Raw genomic sequence first — 19,426 nt, forward strand, 5'->3', positions numbered from 1 at the left:
CCGTCTTCCGCTCGATGCCGTCCGTTGCGGTCATGATGATGTGCTCGTCGCATATCGGTCACGTCCGTCAATCATCCGTCATGCCTGCGGCCGACCGTTCGCGCAGGCACGGCAGCAGCCTGTCCAGAAAACGAACCGTATCGGCCGGGCCGGTCACGCTGATCGCCTCGGCACCGGCTTGCGCGGCGGGATAGTCGTTGCCGCCCGGCGCCATGCGGTCGCCGACGAATACGATGTCAGGCGGGGCCACGCCGAGCGATTCGGCAAGACGACGCACCGCGTACGACTTGTCCATGCCGGGCAGGGAGATATCGATGCTCGTATAGCCGCCAGGCCGCACCTTAAGCTGCGGCAGATCGGCCGCGACGGCGTCGGCAAGCCGTCGCTTGCGGCTGTCGTCTGGATCCCACGCGCGCTTGGCGGCCTCCGGCGCGCCCTGTCCGAGCGCGGAAAAGGTGATCTGGCTGCCGCGGTTTTCGATGCGCTCCCCCCACACGTGTTCCTCCCACAGGCCGAGTTCGCGCGCGCGGCGTTCGAGCGAAGTGACCGCGGCGGCGAAGTCGCCGTCGCTCAGGTCGTGGGCGTATTTGAGATGCCATAACCCGTCCCGCCAACGGTAGTACCGCGTGCCGCTGGTAGGCATCAGGTGCAGATTGTTCAGGTCGGCGTCTGCACCCAGCACGTCGAGTATCTGGCTGACGACGAGGCCGTATCGTCCGCCGGTGACGACGGCGACGGGCAGCAGCCTCGTGAGCTCGGTGAACCGGGCGGCCATGTCCGGTTTCATGGGTTGTCTGGACGAAGCCAGCGTGTTGTCGAGGTCGAACGCGATCGCTTTCATTCGACGGCACATCGACGCGTGGTCGGCGTCAGTCCATGCGCGTATCCCCATCATGCTCGTCCGCCTTTCCGTTCACGCCCGTTCATGCCAGATCCGTGTCTGCCGGTTCCAATGACAGTATCGTAGCTCACGCCGCGGTTCGCGACCCGCGATGCCGCCGCCTTGGCCTATGGTGGAGTGCATGATTGAAGCTCCCTGGAACGCCCGCGTGTACCGCAACCGTCACGGACGCGGCACGCGCACGCCAATGTTCGGCACCCGACTGCCCCGATACCGGACGAAAAGCGGCATGTTTGACGATATGGTGGCCGCGCAGATCCGCCGTTTGAACGGGGCTTGGCCGCAGATGGTCAAATCCGTGCAGTTCGCGGTGGAGGACGTGCCGCCGTCGCAGCCGGCGCCGTGGGAGCCGGAACCGAATTTCAACTCGCAGTGTTTTCCCGCCTCGCACGGCGTGCCTGCGAGGATCGTGTTGTATCGCATGCCGATTCAGGCCGTGGCGCGCGGCCGCGTGGACATGCAGCTGATCATCCGCGATGAGGTGGTGTCCCGCCTTGCCGAGTTGTTCGGCCGTCGCCCGGAGGAAATCGACCCGGATTGGGGTCTGTGACAGGATCTGCGCTCGGGGCAATCCCGACCCATGGCGGCGTGATCGGCGTCAGCGCACCACGGTCGGGTTCTGGTTGGCCCAAATCCGCTCGGTAAGCTCGGCGAGCGGGGACGCTGACAGATAGGCGACGCCGGCCGCCTTCGCCTTGTCGACGGCGGCCGATGCGAGCCGTGCGCCCCATGCGAGGTCGCCGTCGGTCACATCGAGGCGAATAATCGCCGCAGTCTTGCCGATATCCGACATGGTGACGGCCTGCGCCGAGTCGGCTTGCAGTTCGATGGACCGCTCGCCGACGAGGGAGCCGTTCGCGTCGTACGCGCGCAGCGTGCCCGCGGCCGCCGACGTGGTCGGGTTCGCGACGGTGAGCGTCGCCGTCATGTCTCCGGGAACGGCGATGGCCGATGATTTGTCGGCGGCCTCACTGCGGATGAGCGCGAAATCGGCCTGGCCGTCACCGGCCGCCTTGGCCGTCTGCGCCGCGATCATGATGCGGGTATCGGCCGTCGCGAGCACGCCGAGCGCGTCCTTGGGCGCGGCATCCAGGTCGAACATGGCCGTCCGTCCGCCTTGCAGCTCCTGCTTGCCGATCGTGGACAGCCCGTGTTCGGTGATCCACGACAGGTTCACCGACGCATCGTGGCCGCTGTATGCGATCACGTGCACATGCTCCCCCGCTTCGATGCCGGGCATGACCGACGTGGCGCGAGCGGCGTTCGCCGGCACGGCATAGTCGGATCCCTGCGGTGTCAGACCGTCGATCGACACGACGCGCACCACGGCCGCGACCGGGGTCTGCTCGCTGGACACCGTCACGTACAGGGCATCCTGGCCTCCGGCCGCCGCGGACAGGTCGGTGACCGTCTCGCCCTTGGCCTTGATGGTGACACTTTCCGCAGTGGACAGGCTCAGTTTGCCGTCGGTCCCCCACGCCCGCACCTGTACGGTGGTCGACTTGGCCGACGGATTGGCGAGCACCAGCTGCTGCGTGGTGCCGGTGCCGGTGGACGGCAGCAGAAAACCGTGGCTCAGCGCCGGGGTGACGCAGGACGCCGCAGACACGCCGCGCAGATCGCCCTTCGTAGCCCACGAGGCGACGGACGCCGCGGCGCCGGTGCCGGTTTTCGACTCGAGCAGTCTTGTCGAGAGCAGCGTAGACATATCGTCGACGTTCCCCTCGCCGGCCAGCACGGTTTCGTCCTTAGAGGAGCCTTTGAGCGCGGTGCCGGAGCCGCTGTCGGCCAACGTACCGATCGAGGCGCGATACACCGATCCGAATGCCGCGTACCGCGCCGAAGACGCGATGTCCCCGGCCGTCGCCTGATAGGCGCTGTCGCCGTACGTGCCGTTGTCGGCCAGGCTCATCCGCGCCGGGCAATACGACTGCAACTGCAATTGACTGACGGTCTGCGACGACGATCCGCCGTTCGCACCGGTGCCGTCCGCCAGTCCGGGCAGGGGGCGGATGATCGTCATCGCGGCGAACAGCGAGACAACGACGAGCATGGCGAGCGTGCCGAACGCGACGCCCAGCCCCCTGCGCGCGGCGTGTCGGCGGACGGTCCGTTGCTTCGTCATGACTCCTCCTCACGGTAGCGGTATGTACGGTGCGGCAGCGCGACCAGACAGTACACGGCCACAATCGCACCCATGATCCACAGCCACATGTAGCGCCATCGGCTGGCCTGGGTGCGCAGCTGCCACGACGTGTCGATGTTCTGGCTGTCGGCACTGTTGATGGTCAGACGATAATACGTGCCGTTGTCCGCGGCCACCACCGACTGCGTACCTTCGGACGCGGTGATGTTGCTCGCCAGCCGTTGCGCGGCCTCGTCCGCTCCGTCCGTATTGCCGGACGAGACGAACACGCCACCGAAGCCGAGACGGCTGATCGCGGCGATCGCGTCGGCGTCGCTGCCGGCCATGAGCTTGGCCGCGGATTCGGCGATGATCGCGTCGGCCTGGTCGGTATCCGCGAATGCGGCACGGACGCGCTGCGCGGGCGAACTGTCGATCAGGTCACCGCGCGCGGTGCGCATGACGGCATATTCGACGCTGTTGTTCGACACTGCGCGCAATGCGAGAATACGGTGATCGTCGCCCTGCCGCAGATAGTCGGAGGCGACCATCGGCAGCCCGGACGAGGAAACGCCGACGCCGCTGTGATCGTTGCGCAGCAGTCCCATCCACGAGGCGGCGGCCAGTCCGGCGGAAAGGACGACGACGAGCATCAGGCGCGCCGCGTGAACGACGGCGGTACGCGCGATGCTGCGCGACGACGACCGGCCACGGGCCGCATCCCCCGCGGCGCTGGTGCGCAACGGCACGAATCGCTTGACCGCGGCGCCGGACACAAGGCAGGCACACGACATGAATCCAAGCAACATGAGCGCGAAACCAGGCTGTACGGAGGCGGCGACGTCACCGTCCTCGCCGGTAGCGACGACGATGCGGGCACATGCCAGCGACAGCAGGCCACCGCATGTCGCCACGGACCACATCATCAGCGAGAACCGCAACGCCATCGGAGCGAACAGGGCGCCCACGGCAAGCACGAACAGCACCGCGAGCACGGCCGCGACGACGATCGAGGCAGGATCCACACCGAGCAGCGTGTGCAAACCGAACCCCGATTCCAAGCCGAACGCACGCGCGACGACGCCCTGCAGGTCAACGGATGCGGGAGTCCCGTTGGCCGCGGCGGACGGCACCATCGCGTCGCCGAACAGCTGTCGCCATGCGCCTTCGGAGGCGTAGCGGACCGAATTCGCCAACGTGGGGGCCACCACAAATGCGGCGGGCACGGGCATGAGCAGCAGCATCAGCCGGTGGCGCCGCACCAGGATCAGGAACAGCAGGAAGATCACGACCAACGGCAGCAGCAGCTGCGGTTCGGCGGCAACCACGGGAATGAAGCACAGGGAGGCGAGGGCCGCGGACTGGACCGACTGGTGGACGCGGATCTGGTCTTCGGTGCGATACATGGCCACCGCGCGGAACGCGAACGCGAACGCGGCGGGCAGGAACACCATGACGGTGAGCATCGGCAGATTGGCCGCGTCGAACAGGCCCATGGCCATAGCCAGCGCCGTCCACAGCAGGCCGGAGACGACGCGCACCGCGTCCGAGCGGGTGAACACGCCCGCCAGCGCCCAGAACGAGAGTGCCATCAGCGGAGCCGAGAAGAAGAACATCATCGACAGAGCCAACGCGGGATGCCCCACCGTGCACACGGAGGCGAGCAGCCACACCAGCAGCCACGGGGTGGGAGGCGCCGGAATGCCTGTGCCGGATCCGAACACCCACGGGGTGGTGGCCGACTGCGCGAGCTGCCGCATCGTGGCCGCGGTGGGCAGCAATCCGTCCGCGTACAGCGATCCTCCGGAGAACGCGGGAACCAGCGCATGGCGGTAGGTTACCGCAACCGCGATCAGCGCGACGAGCGCCATCGCGAGCGCCAAACCCCAACGCCGGATGCGGCGGCGACGAAGATGCGCCTTGGCGAGAGGGCTGAGCAGAATCGTGTGGCGCTGGTCTTCAAGCGCCTGCGCCCGATCGCGCCACTGGGCGAGCTGCTGTCGGTTCACGCTCAGCGCGCCCAGACGGCTCAGCGGCACCCTGCTGTGCCGGGCCACAAGGGAACGCGCGGCCAGCGCGCGCGGCAGGCCAATCAGGCCAAGCCACGGCAGGCACAGTTCGCATCCCGCCTCGTAGGGGCGTTTGGACACCAGCTGACGGACCGCCATGACAAACGCGCGCACGAGACGGAACACCCAGATCAGCGGCCACATGGCGACCGGCATATCCGTATACAGGTACTTCTGCTCCGCGCGCATCACCGCCATCGACGGGTTGCGGCCGTCCTCGACCGGCTCCCCGCCGCGGGTGCGAATGCCTTCGAATCGCGCGCGCCGATGGGCGATGCGCGCCGCGGACACGACCACCACCCTGCCGCCGTCAAGGCAGACGCGCCGGCAAAAATCATTGGATTCGCCGAAGGTGGAGAACCACGGATTGACGCCCTCCTGTTCGGCGAGCGTGCGCACCGGCAGCAGCGCGCCCGCCAGGGAGACGGCGAACACGTCCTGTCGCGAATCGTACTGCTCCTGGTCCTCCTCGCCGTCGACGACCAGCGATTCGACGCGATGATGGCCGGCGTATCGGCCGACGTCATGCAAATCGCGGGCCTGCCAGTCAAGCTGCTTGGCACCCAGCAGACTTGCGGAAGAATTGTTGCGCCATGCGTCGAGCAGGTGCGCCAAGCAATCCTCGTCCGCCGGGCGCGAATCGTCGTGCAGCGTCCACCATGCGTGGATGCCGTCGGGCAGCCGTGCGGCGGACATGCCCTTTGACACGGCGTCGGCGAACGAGACGGCACCGGTGACGCGCACCAGCCGTATTTCCACGGTTTTCGCATCGGGCACGCTCGAAACGGGACCAGAAGGCGAGGGGATCACGTCAAAGCTCGCCGTCTTTGCCGGCTGTCCGGCACCGTCGCAGTCGATGACGACGATCATGCCGGGCAATACGCTCTGGGCCAGCACGGCGCGGAACGTTTCCGGGAAGAATCGCAGATCGTCCTCGACGGTGATCGCCGCGGCCACCGAATGGTCGACGTCCTGACGGTGGGAATAGGGACGATCCGCCAATGCGGCGGCGATGGCCTGCTCGATTTCGCTGCTGCCCGTGGAATTCATGTTCTCCAGTGTACGCGCGCGCCCTTGCAAGGCGTCACGCCTGCTCCTTGTGCTCTTTCTTGTAGCGTCGGCGTTCGCGTTCGCTCATGCCGCCCCAAATGCCGAAGCGCTCATCATGGTCGAGCGCCCATTTGAGGCACTGCTCCCGCACTTCGCAGCCAGCGCACACGCGCTTGGCATCGCGGGTGGAACCGCCCTTCTCCGGGAAGAACGCCTCCGGATCGGTTTGCGAGCACAATGCCTTGTGCTGCCATGACAGGTCTTCGCCCGGGGAAAACAGTCCCCATAGCTCAGCGAACGGTTCATCGGAGGAATCCTCGACGACACCCCACATGCGTCTCCTCCTTGCCGATGGTTTTCTTGTGCGCCGGCCGTGCGGTCGGCTGTTAAATTACACACACGCCATCCGGCGTTTGTCAAGTCACTGCCGTGTCAATACCGCGTTTTCGGAACGGGTATGATAGACCGGTCGTCTTGTCCCGCGGGATTACGACGGCCCCGCCCCATGCGATCCGCCGTTATGTGCCGTTCCTGCGCAGGTATGGCGACGTTCGGCCGCGGTTTCGCGCACGCTGTGCCAAAGTGACATGAGAACACAACCGGCTATGGAGGAACACAGGATATGGCTGACGGCAACGAAGGCATGGACTCGGCGACCCCGCCCAGCTTCATACCCTCCGGATCCCGCAAACGCTCGACGCGTACGACCGGAGAAGCCCGACGGCCGCAATCGGATCCGTCCGAGCCGCCGTCCTTCTCCCCCGCCGCCGCCAAACGATCGCAGCGCGCACAGGGACTATCGGGCGAAACCTCCCACGCCACGTTCCCGGCGTCTTCCGCATCATCGTCGCAGCCGCAGAGCTTTGCGCCCGTCGCGCCACGGTCCGTCCGCAGGTCAACCGGCTCGTCGGGCAACGTCGCCCGCCCGGCCGCTCCGGCAACCGAACTGCGGCCGCAGGGCATGCCGACGCATCATCGCGACGTCGGACACGAACGTCACGCCGCACGCCGCGGCGGCGCGGCAACGAACCCGGGCATGAACGCCACGGCGAACGGAACGATGCCGACGACGCACGGCAATGCGGGCGGCACACGCGTCCGCCGACGCAGGCATCATCCCGCACACATCATGTTCGGAGTACTCGCCACGCTTGTCGTGCTGCTCGTCCTCGCCGTATTCGGCATGTGGAACTGGGTCGACGGCAACCTCGACCGGACGACCTGGCTGACCAGCAAACAGGACACGTCGGGAGCCACCAGCTGGCTGCTGATCGGCTCGGACAAACGCGACGGCACGGCCGGCGTGAACGGTTCGGACGATTCGACGATCGAAGGCTTCCGCACCGACACAATCCTCGTGCTCACCAAACCGAAAAGCGGCCCGAGCTCGCTCATCTCCATCCCGCGCGATTCGCTGGTCGAAGTGGACGGCCAATACATGAAGATCAATTCGGTCGACCAGGCGTACGGCAACAAGGCGCTGGTCGGCGAGATCGAACAAATCACCGGGCAGAAGATCGACCATGTGGCCGAAATCCAATTCGGCGGCCTGAAAAACGTGGTCGATGCGATCGGCGGCGTCAAACTGTGCTACGACCAGGACGTTAGCGACGCCTATTCCGGCCTGGAATGGAAGTCCGGCTGCCATCAGGCGGACGGCACCACCGCACTCGCGTTCTCGCGCATGCGCTACGCCGATCCGCAGGGCGACTTCGGCCGTGCGGCCCGCCAGCGGCAGGTCATCGCCGCAGTCATGAAGAAAGCGATGGGAGCCTCCACGCTCGCCAATCCGGCCAAACTCGCCAAACTGGCCTCCGCCGCACTGGGCTCGATCACTGTGGACGAAAACACGAACCCGTATACGCTGGCCGCAATGGCGCTCGCATTCCGATCCGCCACCGGCAGCAACGGCGTGAACGGCAGCGTGTACTGGTCTGATCCCGACTATTACGTGGACGGCGTCGGTTCGAGCGTACTGCTCGACGACTCCGCAAACACGGAACTGTTCTCGCAGCTAGCGGCGGGCACGCACAAAAGCGGCACCGTGGGCACGCTGGCGGAATCCGCCGGCTGACCGCGCTGCCGTGCCGCACATGCGACACGCCGAAGCCGACCTTTCGACCACAGACCCCGTTCTGGCTTGCGCTCGCCGGCGGAGCCCGGCAGACTCGGCATATGAACGACACGACGAACACTCGGCGACGGCATGGCGGCCGCGACGGCACACGCGTGCTGTCCGCCGTCACGGCGGTTGCTCCGATCGGCGCGCAGCTGGTCATGCTCGTCGTCATGCTGGTCGAACGCCGGTGGATGTTCGCGATGATGGTGGTGCCCGGACTGATCGGATGCGGCGCGTCCGCACTGCTCGCCCTAGCCCGCCTGTCCGGCGAGCGGCGGGGAAAAGCGGCCGAACCGGGTCATTCCGCTACCGGCGATGGCACGCCGTCCGCTGCCGAATGCGCCGAGGATGATCCTCGCGCCGTGTTCGCGTCCATCGAACCGCGGTCGTGGGAGTCGCTCGCGCTGCCGAATCCTCGCGACGAGCCGCTGCCGTGGCGTTACGTGGTGCGCCGGTGGCTGGAACCGCCCTGCATGGAAGCGACACTTGGCATGGGGCAGGACGGCCCGTTCCGGCTCGATCTGGCCCGGCAGGGACCGCACGCGCTGGTTGCCGGCACGACCGGTTCGGGCAAATCGGTGCTGCTGCAGACGTGGTGCCTGTCGTTGGCATGCCGCAATCCGCCGGATCGGCTGCATTTCGTCTTCCTTGACTTCAAGGGCGGTTCCGCGTTCGGCGCGTTGGCGCGCATGCCCCATGTGGCCGGTAACGTGTGCGATCTTGACCTGGCGCACGCCACGCGCGCATTGGAGGCGATCGAGGGCGAGCTTCGCCGGCGCGAACGACTGGTGGCCGACCAACATGTGGCGGACGTGAACCGCATGGCCGAGCCGCCTCCCCGGCTCATGATCGTGGTCGACGAATTCCACGCGTTACGCAGTCAGCTGCCCGATTACGTCGACCGTCTGGTGCGCATCGCAGCGCTCGGGCGGTCGCTCGGCATGCATCTGATCGCCTGCACGCAGAATCCGCAAGGTCAGGTCGGCGCGGACATGAAGGCGAACATTGCGGTCAATATCTGCCTGCGCGTGCGCGACCCGATGCAGTCAAGGGAGCTGCTCGGTTCGTCCCGCGCCGCGGCCATCAGCCCGTCGCTGCCCGGCGCGGCCTACTGCGCGGATGGCGAGTCGATCGAGGCGCTGCGTTGCTGCGAGGCGCGCGACATCGACGCGGCGGTCGACGCGGTGCTGTCCGCCCAGCGTTTCTGCGAGCTGCCGTCGGCGGAACCGCTGTTCAGCGCGCCATTGCCTCGCGTCGCCGACGCCGAAACGGCGTCCCGTACTGTCACGGCCGCGTCGGACGCGGTGCCGTTCGCCGTGTCCGACAACGGTGTGCGGCTAGGCACGGCCATGCTGCCCGTCATGTCGGGCAATGTCGCGATCATCGGACAGCACGGCCGCGGCAAGTCGACCGTGCTGTCGGTGGTCGCATCAATGCTGCGCGACATGCCGACCGTCCAACTGCGCACCAGCCGACGTTCCGCGCGCGGCACGGCATCGTCCATCGTGCGCGGAGCGTCGCACGCACACCCTGCCGGCGAATTCGGCACGGCTGCACCGGGCGCGCCCCCTCCGCCGCACCCGCGCATGGTATGGCTTGCCGACGACGCGGACCCGCTGCTTGACCCGCTGGGCGACGATCCGCTGTGCACGGAATTCCGGGCGGCGCTGCACGATCCCACAGTCACGGTGATCTTCGCGGCCCGCACCATGCGTCACGTGCGCGTGCCGGAGCATTGCACAACGCGCGTCATCTTCCCCACCGGGGACCGGCCGACGGATCTGACAAGCGGCATTCCACCGGATCTGCTGGCCCGCTTCACGCACGAGGATTTGGACACGCCGGGCCGCGCCGTGCTGGTTGACAAGGGGCGCGCGATGCCGGTGCAATGCTTTCGGGCGGGCGCGCCGGCAATTCCGTAAGCGTAACCTCTTGAAAAGTCGGTGGTTTCGTGGTTATCTGTGTAGTGGTTACAAGACATGAGTCCTGTGGAATGAGGAAGGCGATACGATGAGCAGTGCTTTTGACTGGCGTGCCAAGGCCGCGTGCCGCGACAAGGATCCGGAACTGTTCTTCCCGGTCGGCAACACCGGAGCGGCATATCAGCAGATTGAAGAGGCCAAGGCCGTCTGCCGCACCTGCAAGGTCATTGATGCGTGCCTGAAGTGCGCGTTGGACACCAACCAGGACTACGGCGTGTGGGGCGGTCTGAGCGAGGATGAGCGCCGTGCGCTCAAGCGTCGCGCGATGCGCGCCCGCCGTTCCCAGGCGCTGCAGCAGATCTGACCCCCGTCCGGATGCGACTGCATCCGGACAATCGGACCGGCGGCGGACGGATATAGCGGATATAGCGTCATATACGAGAAGTGGCCCATGGGATTCCTGCCCATGGGCCACTTCTCGTATTCGCATACGCCGTCGCGAGCTACTCCTCCTGGGCCGCGCGCAGCTTCATGTCGAGCACCACTCGCGTGCCGCCCTCGCGGCGCGGCTCCCAGTGCACGCTGCCGCCGAAGTCATTGGTCACGAACGTGTTGATGATCTGCGTGCCAAGGCCGGAACCGCTCGAACGGGCCATGCCGTTCTTCTCCTCGTGGTCGAGACCGGAACCATCGTCTTCGACCACCACGTTGAGGTTCGCCCCGGAACGACCCACGGAAATGACGATATGCCCCTCCTTGCGGCCCTCGAAACCGTGTTCAACCGCATTGGTGATCAGCTCGGTGAGCACGAGGGACAGCGGCGTGGCGTCCTGCGCAGGCATCATGCCGAACTGGCCGACGTATTCGATACTGATATGCTGGTCGCGCATCGTGGCCAGATCCACGCTCATCTTGAGCAGGTTAGAGATCACCTTATCGAAGTCGACGATCTCGTCGGCGGTCTGGCTCAGACCCTCGTGCACCATCGCGATGGTCTGCACGCGGCGCTGCGCCTCCTCGAGTTCCTTCTTGACCTCCTCGGACTTGGTCTTGCGCGCCTGCAGGCGCAGCAGCGCGGAAACGGCCTGCAGATTGTTCTTAACGCGATGGTGGATTTCGGAGATCGTCGCGTCCTTGGTCTGCAGCTCCTCCTCGCGGCGGCGCAACTCGGTCACGTCGCGGCACAGGATGATCGCGCCGGTACGGCCGTTCGTGCCGTACAGCGGCATGGAGCGCATGGAGACGGCAGAACGGTTCGCGTTGAGTTCGGAATCAACGGCCGCCTTGCCGCTCAGCACCAGCGGCAGAGACTCGGGCAGCGGGTCGTTCTCGTGCAGTAGCTGCGTGCCAACTTCGCTCAGCAGCTTGCCCTGCATGGTGACGAGCGACCCGAGACGGCGGAAGCAGCTGATCGCATTGGGCGAGGCGTAGCGGACCATGCCGTCCTCGGCGAGCACGATGAAGCCGTCGGAGACGCGCGCGATGTGACGCTGGCTCATCACCGAATCAGTGTAGGGGAACTGGCCGCGCGGGATCATCTCGTACAATTGCTTGCCCGCGTTAATGCTTTCGGACTCATTGCGGCCGTTGGATTCGCGCGTGGCCATGTTGGTCTCGCGCACCACCAGCCCGAGCGTTTTGCCGTTGTGGCGCACCGGCGCGTACACGTTACACACGGTGGACTTGCCGACGTTGCGCAGCACGGTGGAGCGGAACACCACCTCGGAGCTCATCGCCGCGTCGAGTTCGCCGATCATGTCTTCGGGGGCGCGATCGCCGACCACGTCCTCGGTGCGCAACGTGGAAACGGTGGACGGACGGCACTGCTCGGCCACCACGTAGTGTCCGTCGCCGTCCTGTACGATGAGCAGCAGGTCGGCGAAGCTCAGGTCCGCGATGACCTGCCAGTCGCCCACCAGATGGTGCAGCCATTCGCGGTCTTCGGCATCGAAATCGGGTCGTGTAGCGAGTACTTGTGTGAAATCTGCCATGCCAACCATCATACGCAACCGTGCGTGCCATATGGACATACCCGCGCCGGACGTGGTCTTGACAATCACGGCGGTTACGTTATCGTAGGTTACGGTAGCGTAGGTTATCGCCTGCGCCGATCGCCGATATCGACAGCAATCGTCGATGGGAGGAACGATGGCAGTCTCCGAAGAAGAGGTCGCGCGCAAGCGCGCGGCCATACAGGCGGCACGCGACGCCGCGACCAAGGCGCGCGAGGCGGCACTGCAGGCCAAGGCGGACGCTGTGCGCGTCAAGGCGCAGGCCAAGGCCGAACGCATCCGCCGGCACGGCGAGGAAAAAGCCCTGTCGGTCATCGCCAAGGCGGAGACTCGAGCGGCCCGACTCGAAGGCATCTCCCCCGCCGAGGTCGAACGCAAGATCCGGCTCGACGTGCACGGCCGCCCCAAGCCGCTGCTGCGCGGCTGGATCCACGCCGTCGCCACGCCGCTCGCGCTCGCCGCCGGCATCGTGCTGATCTGCCTGGCGCAGGGAGCCGGACTCAAATGGGCGTGCGCCGTGTTCATGACCTGCTCGCTGGTCCTGTTCGGCAACTCGGCCGCCTATCATCTGGGCGACTGGTCGCCGCGCGTCACCGACGTGCTGCGCCGCATCGACCACATGAACATCTTCCTGCTCATCGCCGGCACGTACACACCCGTCTCATTCGCGCTCACGCCACACTGGCGCGACGCGATCATCGCCGGCATGTGGGCGTGCACGCTGGTCGCGCTCGTCATCCACGTGATCTGGATCGGCGCGCCCCGCTGGCTGTACGTAATCGTCTACATCATCTTCGGCGTGTCCGGCGTCGCGTTCATGAGCCTGTTCTGGACATCCCCGTACGCAGGACCGACCGTCGTGATCCTGCTCGGCGCCGGCGGCGCATGCTACATCGCCGGCGCAATCGTGTACGGGCTGCGCAAGCCCGACCCGTGGCCGCGCGTGTTCGGCTTCCACGAGATCTTCCACACCGGCACCGTCGCCGGATATGCGTGCCACATGGTCGCGATCTACATGGTGATCGTCTCGCTCTGGCACTAGCGGCCCGTCGGCACGACGACCGGGCATGAATCACGGCGCCGACAAATGCGTGAAGGGGCTTCCCGCACGGAAACTCGGGCGGGAAGCCCCTTCACGCATCGATGACCGGATGCCGCAACGGAATGCCACGCAGCCGGAACCAGCCGCGGGAGCCGCGTCACTCGACCGGCTTGGCCTCCTTGATGGTCACGCTGATCGTGCGGCCATTCGGAGCCTGATAGCTGACCGTGTCGCCCTGCTTGGCGCCCATGATGGCCTTGCCGATCGGCGAATCCTCGCTCAGCACGTCGTACTTGGTGACGGACGCCATGTCGCGCGCGCCGAGCACGTACGTCATCTCGTTGCCGGCCAGTTCGATGGTCACCAGCGAGCCGTTGCCGACCGTGCCGGCCTTCGGGGCCTCGACGATGACCGCGTTGCGCAGCTTGACGATGAGCTCGTTGATGCGGCCCTCGTTCTTGCTCTGCTCCTCGCGCGCGGCCTGATAACCGCCGTTCTCGGACAGATCGCCCTCGGCGCGGGCAGCGGCGATGCGCTTGGTGATCTCGTCGCGGTACTGGCCCTCGCGGTAGGCGAGTTCGTCCTTCAGCTTGTCGTACGCATCCTGCGTGAGCGGGACGGCCTTTTCTTCACCCATGATGTTCCTCCCTTGGTTGGGTCTGTTGGTCAGTGTACGAAAAAAGCGCCGACTTGCGCCGGCGCGTCCGCTTGCTGGACGGGAACGTCCCGTCGCTCAGCGAGTGGAGATGATGTCGATGACGAACACGAGCGTGTCACCGCCGCCGATGCCGGCCTGCGGAACGCCACGCGAGCCGTAGCCATACTCCGGCGGGATGGAGACGACCAGACGGGAGCCGACGTTGTGGCCCGGCACGGTCTGATCCCAGCCCTTGATGACCTGGCCGACGCCGATGCCGAAGCTGGCCGGCTGGTGGCGAGCGAAGCTCGAATCGAACGGCTCGCTCTTACCCCACACCACGCCGTGATAGTTGACGGTCACCGTGTCGCCGCGGCGCACGATCGGGCCGTCGCCCTCGACGAGCTCGACGGCCTTGAGACCGGCCGGAGCCTCGCCCTCGAATTCGATGGTCGGCGTGGCGCCGAATTCGGCGTTGACCTTGGGCATGTTCGCTGCCATGTGTTCCTCCTTGTCGATACGCGCGACATCGCCGCGCACAATGTGCCTTAGCATACCCATCCTCGCCGCACCGCGCAAGCGTTCCGCCGGCCGACGCAACCACGCCGCAGCCAAGACCGGAAGCGGCGCGGTCAGGACAATGCCGACATGGTCATGGCGAACACGACGCCGCCCAGCACGGCGATCGCAAGCGCGGCGACGCCGGCCGCGATCACCGTGGCGCGGCGGTCGGCCAGACGCGGGACGAGAATCGAGCCGAAGAAGAACGAGACGAATCCGGCGGCCGCGCAGTTGACGCCGATGCCGAGCTTGGCACTCGCAGCGAGCGCCGTGCCGCCGACCGGCACGATGATCGAGTCGATGACGGCCGGATAGACGGCGTAGCCCCATGCGGCGAAGCCGATAAGCCCGGCGAGCGCGTAGACGAACGGCAGAATCTTGGGCAGGCTGTGCCGTGCGGTGAGCGATTCGACGACCCACAACAGAATGAACCCGACCGTGCAGGTGAAGGCGACGGCGAACAACGAGGCGACGAGGAACCACGGCAGGATGTTGAATGCGTTTCCGGACATCGTCACGTAGATGGGCGCGCTGACCAGTTCGCACACGCACATCGCGACGGCAATCACGACCGCCTGCACGAGCATCGTGGGCAGTCCGTCTTCCGTCTCGCGGCTCACATCCAACCAACCGGCCATAGTCATCCCTCCCCGGCCGCATCCGGCCGTTCGCGTGTCAATTCGCGGGTCAGTCTATAGGCATGAGGAAAACCGAATGTTTCCGTCTTGTCTCGGGGACGACAATTTACCGAATAACGCTCTTGCGCCTGCCGCAATCCGTCACCGCCTGGGCGTTCTTTGGGCACTTTTTACCAGAATCGGGCATGATTCAGCATGATTAGTCGTGATGGAAGCGGGTTACTCATTGGACGTTAGCCCTACTGCCGTAAGGCTTTTCGGCCATATACCAGCTTTTGCGAAAAGTGCCCCCGGCGGGACTCGAACCCGCAAGCCGAAGCGATCGATTTTAAGTCGACTGCGTATACCATTTCGCCACGAGGGCGTCGGCCGCGAACGGCCAACCGTTATATTGTACGCCATGCGCGCGGGAGGGGCGCACGGCATTGCGTCCCGACGTCATCATGTCATGCCGGCCATGTTATGCCAGCGCTCCCGATTCTCCCTGCGCTGCGCCGGCGTCGCCGGACGATTGCAGCGAGCTGGTTTCGCCGCGGATGAACGCGAGCACGGCGGGCAGGTCCTGCGGCTGGACGAGCACCTGACGCGCCTTGGAGCCTTCGGACGGGCCGACCACGCCGCGCGATTCGAGCAGGTCCATGAGACGGCCGGCCTTGGCGAAGCCGACGCGCAGCTTGCGCTGGAGCATGGACGTGGAGCCGAACTGCGTGGTGACGACCAGTTCGGCGGCCTGCAGCAGCACGTCCATGTCGTCGCCGATCTCCTCGTCCGGCTCGGCGGCGGACTTTTCCGCTTCCTTGGCCATCTGTTCGATGTCCTCGCGATAGCTGGGTTTGCGCTGGGTGCGCACGAATTCGACGGCCTTGCGGATTTCGGATTCGCTCACCCACGAGCCCTGCACGCGCAGCGGCTTGGCGAGGCCCATCGGCAGGAACAGCGCGTCGCCCTGGCCGATGAGCGCTTCGGCGCCGGTGGTGTCGAGGATGACGCGCGAATCGGTGGCCGAGGACGTCGCGAACGCGAGTCGCGACGGAATGTTCGCCTTGATGAGGCCGGTGACCACGTCGACGGACGGTCGCTGCGTGGCGAGCACGAGGTGCACGCCTGCCGCTCGTGCGAGCTGCGTGATGCGCTGGATGGAGCTTTCCACGTCGTTTTTGGCAACCATCATGAGGTCGGCCATCTCGTCGACGACCACGAGGATGTACGGGTAGGGGGCCACCTTGCGCTGCGAGCCGGCGGGAGCGTGCACCTTGCCTTCGCGCACGGCCTTGTTGAAGTCCTTGATGTGGCGGAACCCGAAGAATTCGAGGTCGGAGTAGCGCGCGTCCATCTCCTTGACGACCCATTCGAGTGCCTGCGCGGCCTTCTTCGGGTCAGTGATGATCGGCGTGAGCAAGTGCGGGATGCCCGCGTACGCGGAGAGCTCCACGCGCTTGGGGTCGACCATGATCATGCGCACCTGTTCTGGCGTGGCCCGCATGATGATCGACGTAAGCATCGAGTTGATGAAGCTTGACTTGCCGGAGCCGGTCGCGCCGGCCACCAGCAGGTGCGGCATCTTGGTCAGGTCGGCGGTCACGAAGTGGCCTTCGACGTCCTTGCCGACGCCGGTGAGCATCGGGGCCGGATCGTTGACGGCCTTGTCGGAACGCAGCACGTCGCCCAAATGCACGATTTCGCGATCAACGTTCGGGATTTCGATGCCAATGGCGGACTTGCCGGGGATCGGCGAGAGGATGCGCACGTCGGAACTGGCCACCGCGTACGCGATATTCTTCTGCAGGTTGGTGACCTTCTCGACCTTGACGCCGGGGCCGAGCTCGACCTCGTACTGGGTGACGGAGGGGCCTCGCAGGAAGCCAACGACCTTCGCGTCGACGTTGAACTGCTGGAACGTGTTCGTCAATGCGGCGATGACGTGATCGTTGGCCGGAGTGCGCGCCGCGTGCGGCTGACCCTTGGTCAGAATCGCGAGACTGGGCAGCTGGTACGGCAGGTTCTGGTCGGGTTGGGCCATTTCCCCCGCCGCACTGTTCGTCGCGTCCGCGGATGCGACAGCACCAGTCGACGATGCGGACATTGTGGAAGGCCCGGCAGCCGACACGTCGGGCACGGACGACGCGGATGGTACAGTCTCCCCGGCGTATCCCGCTGCACCACCGGCCGGTTCGTCGTCCAACAGTTCGCCGGTATGCGGATCGACTCGCTCGCCGCTCGGTGCAACCACGGGATTAGCGGCGCCGGACGGCATGACGGTCGTGCCGTCCACGCCGATGCCGGCCCACGGGTCCACGCCGGGAGCGCCTACTCCCGGAACGCCAGCAGATGCCATGCCCGTCACGGAACGCGGGGTCCCGGACGGTACGGCGTGCGGCAGTCCGCCGGAAACCGGCATGCCGGAGCCCATGCCATATCCCCCGTTCGAGGACACCGTGCGCGGATGAGTGGCACCCGAACCCGCGTCCAGATGCGTTTCCGCGGCCTGGCCGTGGCGTTCGGCGGCATGGTCGAACGCCTCGTCGCCGGCATAGCGGTCAAGCGCATGGTCCGTGTCGCCCTTGCGGCGGCGAGAGAACAGGCGAGCGAAGAAGCCTTCGCGTACGGGCTTGCCGCCACGTCCGGCATCCGCGTCATCGTCGGTACCGTCGTGCGCGGGCACGCCGTCGGCGAACGCGAGCGTGCCGTCGCCGACGCGCACTTCGTTCGGGAATTGGGATTGCGCGTCGTCGGACGCACTGTTCTTTTTGACGGAGCCTGCGCGGGCATCGGTCAGATGCAGCCGATCGGCGAGCGCGCGGGCGTTGCCAGGCAAGTCGGTCACATGCGTGCGCGTGATCAGCAGCAGCGAGAACAGCGCAACGACGACGAACACGACAATCGCGAACGCATTCGACAGGCCCCATGCCAGCGGCGAGCCGAGCGCGAATCCGAGCAGGCCGCCGGCCCGCTGCAATACCGTGATGTCGAAGCCGGGCGTGTCCGCGGCGACGGCCACGTCGATGATCGAGCAGACGGCCCACAGCAGCAGCACCCAGCCGGTCACGACGCGCGGATTGTCGGACCCCTTGCCGGAGTTGCGCATCAGCCGCACGGCGACGATCGCGAGCAATACGGGCACGATCACGCTCATCACGCCGAACAGGCCGGCGGCGATCGCGTGCAGGAAACGGCCGAGCACGCCGTTGACGCGGAACCATTCGGACGCGCAGAAGCAGATGGCGAGCACCAGCATCAGGAAGCACAGTCCGTCGCGCCGATACGCGGGGTCGAATTCGCCCACGCCGGACACCGACCGGACCGCCGCGCCGAGTCCTCGCGGAACGGCCAGCAGGATCGTCTTCCAAACCGGCTCGTCTTCCGGAGCCGTGCCGGCGGGTTCCCTGTTCTTCTTCTGAGATGATGATGTTCGTGCCATAGCGGTTCACGATTCTACCCAAACCACGTCATTTCGCGCCGTTCCTGCCGGCATCCGCACGGATTATCCGCTAGGATGGCCGTATGACTCCAGCTGAACGTGCGAGCGCAGTCGCATTTGCACTGAAAAACTGCGCGTTGGAAGCGATGAGGCCGGGCGACGCGACGATGCGAGCCCTGGCCGGATACGAGCGCGGCGACATCGACGTGTCCGCGCTGATCGACGCTGCGGACGCCGAAACGTCGGGGCTTGCAGCGGCGCGCCTGGCGGACGGGAGCCTTGACGACCATGCGGCCGACCATGCGAGCGGCATCGTGGCGCGTACTGTGCTGCTGGTGGAACGCGGATGGCCGGCGGAAGGCGATCTGAACGAACTTGAGGCGATCCACCGCGGCCTGTTCGAGGGTGTGTTCGCCGACGCTGGCCGGCTGCGCACGGCCAATACGACGCGCGAGGTCACGTCGGACCGTGCGATCGCGCGCAACCCGGACACGTTCTTTCCCGCCGCGCTGATCGAAACGGGCGCGCTGAATATTGCGACCGAGCTGGCCGACAAGCGCAATCTGGTCGCATTGGACCGCGACGTGTTCGTGCGCGAGCTGGCGCATGTGTACGACGAGCTCGGCTATCTGCATCCGTTCAAGGGCGGCAACGCGATGACCTTGCGCATCTTCGCCTCGAGGCTTGCGCACGACGCGGGCTGGGACCTCGACTGGGGTCCGGTGACGCGCGACGGGTACAAGGCAGCCAAACATGCGGCGTACCGCGGCGACACCTCCGGCTTCGAGCAGCTGTTCAGTGCGATCGTGCGCCCAGCGAATCCGACGCGCACGTTCCTGATCGCCGGCTGGGAGCAGGGTCCAGCGCACTGACCGTCCCCGCTCCCCTGCCGGCCCGCGGCGGCACGTGCGGGCCGGCGTATCGGGTCCGTG

General features: G+C 66.2%; 15 protein-coding genes and 1 tRNA gene. 6 read left to right on the top strand and 10 right to left on the bottom strand.

Features of this window, described 5'->3' with window-relative positions:
* Positions 1 to 67: 67 nt before the first annotated feature.
* Complete coding sequence (locus tag BBIA_RS06445; RefSeq protein ID WP_033494893.1) at positions 68 to 892, bottom strand: HAD-IIB family hydrolase; 825 nt, start codon at positions 890 to 892, stop codon at positions 68 to 70.
* A 130-nt stretch (positions 893 to 1,022) separates the two neighbouring features.
* On the opposite strand from BBIA_RS06445, the gene BBIA_RS06450 reads away from it, so the two are divergent.
* Positions 1,023 to 1,451 carry a metallopeptidase family protein gene (locus BBIA_RS06450; RefSeq protein ID WP_033494783.1) on the top strand — a complete coding sequence of 143 codons (429 nt, stop codon included), beginning with the start codon at positions 1,023 to 1,025 and terminating at the stop codon, positions 1,449 to 1,451.
* A 48-nt stretch (positions 1,452 to 1,499) separates the two neighbouring features.
* On the opposite strand, the gene BBIA_RS06455 is transcribed toward BBIA_RS06450, so the two are convergent.
* Genes BBIA_RS06455 through BBIA_RS06465 form a run of 3 tightly spaced genes read right to left on the bottom strand, consistent with a single transcriptional unit; the run spans position 1,500 to position 6,479 of the window.
* Positions 1,500 to 3,026, bottom strand: coding sequence for a DUF5719 family protein (locus BBIA_RS06455; RefSeq protein ID WP_051923858.1), 1,527 nt, complete (start codon positions 3,024 to 3,026; stop codon positions 1,500 to 1,502).
* On the bottom strand, positions 3,023 to 6,145 hold the full coding sequence (locus BBIA_RS06460; protein ID WP_033494785.1) for a glycosyltransferase family 2 protein: 3,123 nt from the start codon (positions 6,143 to 6,145) through the stop codon (positions 3,023 to 3,025). The genes BBIA_RS06455 and BBIA_RS06460 overlap by 4 nt, the downstream gene beginning before the upstream one ends.
* A 34-nt stretch (positions 6,146 to 6,179) precedes the next feature.
* Entirely contained in the window at positions 6,180 to 6,479 is a 300-nt protein-coding gene (locus tag BBIA_RS06465) for a WhiB family transcriptional regulator (protein WP_033494787.1), read from the bottom strand.
* Positions 6,480 to 6,767: 288 nt separating this feature from the next.
* Between BBIA_RS06465 and BBIA_RS06470 the strand changes: the two genes are divergently transcribed.
* The 3 genes from BBIA_RS06470 (at position 6,768) to BBIA_RS06480 (ending at position 10,550) form a co-directional block, all read left to right on the top strand.
* On the top strand, positions 6,768 to 8,219 hold the full coding sequence (locus tag BBIA_RS06470) for an LCP family protein (RefSeq protein WP_033494790.1): 1,452 nt from the start codon (positions 6,768 to 6,770) through the stop codon (positions 8,217 to 8,219).
* 101 nt (positions 8,220 to 8,320) lie between these two features.
* Positions 8,321 to 10,186 (top strand): FtsK/SpoIIIE domain-containing protein, encoded by a 1,866-nt coding sequence (locus tag BBIA_RS06475; protein ID WP_238548456.1) that lies wholly within the window; start codon positions 8,321 to 8,323, stop codon positions 10,184 to 10,186.
* A gap of 88 nt (positions 10,187 to 10,274) precedes the next feature.
* The gene (locus BBIA_RS06480; protein ID WP_033494792.1) at positions 10,275 to 10,550 is read left to right on the top strand and encodes a WhiB family transcriptional regulator; all 276 of its coding nucleotides are present in this window, start codon (positions 10,275 to 10,277) and stop codon (positions 10,548 to 10,550) included.
* 139 nt (positions 10,551 to 10,689) lie between these two features.
* On the opposite strand, the gene BBIA_RS06485 is transcribed toward BBIA_RS06480, so the two are convergent.
* On the bottom strand, positions 10,690 to 12,177 hold the full coding sequence (locus tag BBIA_RS06485; protein WP_033494899.1) for a sensor histidine kinase: 1,488 nt from the start codon (positions 12,175 to 12,177) through the stop codon (positions 10,690 to 10,692).
* A gap of 157 nt (positions 12,178 to 12,334) precedes the next feature.
* Here BBIA_RS06485 and trhA point away from each other — a divergent pair, with 157 nt between their 5' ends.
* Positions 12,335 to 13,240: a PAQR family membrane homeostasis protein TrhA gene (gene trhA / locus BBIA_RS06490; protein ID WP_033494793.1), complete on the top strand. Its 906-nt coding sequence runs from the start codon at positions 12,335 to 12,337 to the stop codon at positions 13,238 to 13,240.
* A 157-nt stretch (positions 13,241 to 13,397) separates the two neighbouring features.
* On the opposite strand, the gene BBIA_RS06495 is transcribed toward trhA, so the two are convergent.
* The 5 genes from BBIA_RS06495 to BBIA_RS06515 all read right to left on the bottom strand — a co-directional run bounded on the left by BBIA_RS06495 (position 13,398) and on the right by BBIA_RS06515 (position 18,494).
* The gene (locus tag BBIA_RS06495; RefSeq protein ID WP_033494795.1) at positions 13,398 to 13,877 is read right to left on the bottom strand and encodes a GreA/GreB family elongation factor; all 480 of its coding nucleotides are present in this window, start codon (positions 13,875 to 13,877) and stop codon (positions 13,398 to 13,400) included.
* A 96-nt stretch (positions 13,878 to 13,973) separates the two neighbouring features.
* Positions 13,974 to 14,378 (bottom strand): FKBP-type peptidyl-prolyl cis-trans isomerase, encoded by a 405-nt coding sequence (locus tag BBIA_RS06500; RefSeq protein WP_033494901.1) that lies wholly within the window; start codon positions 14,376 to 14,378, stop codon positions 13,974 to 13,976.
* A 131-nt stretch (positions 14,379 to 14,509) separates the two neighbouring features.
* Positions 14,510 to 15,076 carry a hypothetical protein gene (locus tag BBIA_RS06505; protein WP_033494797.1) on the bottom strand — a complete coding sequence of 189 codons (567 nt, stop codon included), beginning with the start codon at positions 15,074 to 15,076 and terminating at the stop codon, positions 14,510 to 14,512.
* Between the two features lie 285 nt (positions 15,077 to 15,361).
* Positions 15,362 to 15,440 (bottom strand) — tRNA-Leu (locus BBIA_RS06510).
* Positions 15,441 to 15,536: 96 nt separating this feature from the next.
* On the bottom strand, positions 15,537 to 18,494 hold the full coding sequence (locus BBIA_RS06515) for a DNA translocase FtsK (RefSeq protein ID WP_033494799.1): 2,958 nt from the start codon (positions 18,492 to 18,494) through the stop codon (positions 15,537 to 15,539).
* Positions 18,495 to 18,577: 83 nt separating this feature from the next.
* On the opposite strand from BBIA_RS06515, the gene BBIA_RS06520 reads away from it, so the two are divergent.
* Positions 18,578 to 19,366, top strand: coding sequence for a Fic/DOC family protein (locus BBIA_RS06520; protein WP_081892128.1), 789 nt, complete (start codon positions 18,578 to 18,580; stop codon positions 19,364 to 19,366).
* Positions 19,367 to 19,426: the final 60 nt, after the last annotated feature.

Origin of the sequence: Bifidobacterium biavatii DSM 23969 (genome assembly GCF_000741165.1) — a bacterium.
Classification (GTDB): Bacteria; Actinomycetota; Actinomycetes; order Actinomycetales; family Bifidobacteriaceae; genus Bifidobacterium; species Bifidobacterium biavatii.

What these genes read in the sequence shown, in the direction of transcription:
- BBIA_RS06520 (WP_081892128.1), top strand. Translation starts at nt 18,578, where the DNA reads ATGACTCCAGCTGAACGTGCGAGCGCAGTCGCATTTGCACTGAAAAAC.
- BBIA_RS06475 (WP_238548456.1), top strand. Translation starts at nt 8,321, where the DNA reads ATGAACGACACGACGAACACTCGGCGACGGCATGGCGGCCGCGACGGC.
- BBIA_RS06445 (WP_033494893.1), bottom strand. Translation starts at nt 892, where the DNA reads ATGGGGATACGCGCATGGACTGACGCCGACCACGCGTCGATGTGCCGT.
- BBIA_RS06495 (WP_033494795.1), bottom strand. Translation starts at nt 13,877, where the DNA reads ATGGGTGAAGAAAAGGCCGTCCCGCTCACGCAGGATGCGTACGACAAG.
- BBIA_RS06500 (WP_033494901.1), bottom strand. Translation starts at nt 14,378, where the DNA reads ATGGCAGCGAACATGCCCAAGGTCAACGCCGAATTCGGCGCCACGCCG.
- BBIA_RS06455 (WP_051923858.1), bottom strand. Translation starts at nt 3,026, where the DNA reads ATGACGAAGCAACGGACCGTCCGCCGACACGCCGCGCGCAGGGGGCTG.
- BBIA_RS06450 (WP_033494783.1), top strand. Translation starts at nt 1,023, where the DNA reads ATGATTGAAGCTCCCTGGAACGCCCGCGTGTACCGCAACCGTCACGGA.
- trhA (WP_033494793.1), top strand. Translation starts at nt 12,335, where the DNA reads ATGGCAGTCTCCGAAGAAGAGGTCGCGCGCAAGCGCGCGGCCATACAG.
- BBIA_RS06485 (WP_033494899.1), bottom strand. Translation starts at nt 12,177, where the DNA reads ATGGCAGATTTCACACAAGTACTCGCTACACGACCCGATTTCGATGCC.
- BBIA_RS06505 (WP_033494797.1), bottom strand. Translation starts at nt 15,076, where the DNA reads ATGGCCGGTTGGTTGGATGTGAGCCGCGAGACGGAAGACGGACTGCCC.
- BBIA_RS06515 (WP_033494799.1), bottom strand. Translation starts at nt 18,494, where the DNA reads ATGGCACGAACATCATCATCTCAGAAGAAGAACAGGGAACCCGCCGGC.
- BBIA_RS06480 (WP_033494792.1), top strand. Translation starts at nt 10,275, where the DNA reads ATGAGCAGTGCTTTTGACTGGCGTGCCAAGGCCGCGTGCCGCGACAAG.
- BBIA_RS06465 (WP_033494787.1), bottom strand. Translation starts at nt 6,479, where the DNA reads ATGTGGGGTGTCGTCGAGGATTCCTCCGATGAACCGTTCGCTGAGCTA.
- BBIA_RS06470 (WP_033494790.1), top strand. Translation starts at nt 6,768, where the DNA reads ATGGCTGACGGCAACGAAGGCATGGACTCGGCGACCCCGCCCAGCTTC.
- BBIA_RS06460 (WP_033494785.1), bottom strand. Translation starts at nt 6,145, where the DNA reads ATGAATTCCACGGGCAGCAGCGAAATCGAGCAGGCCATCGCCGCCGCA.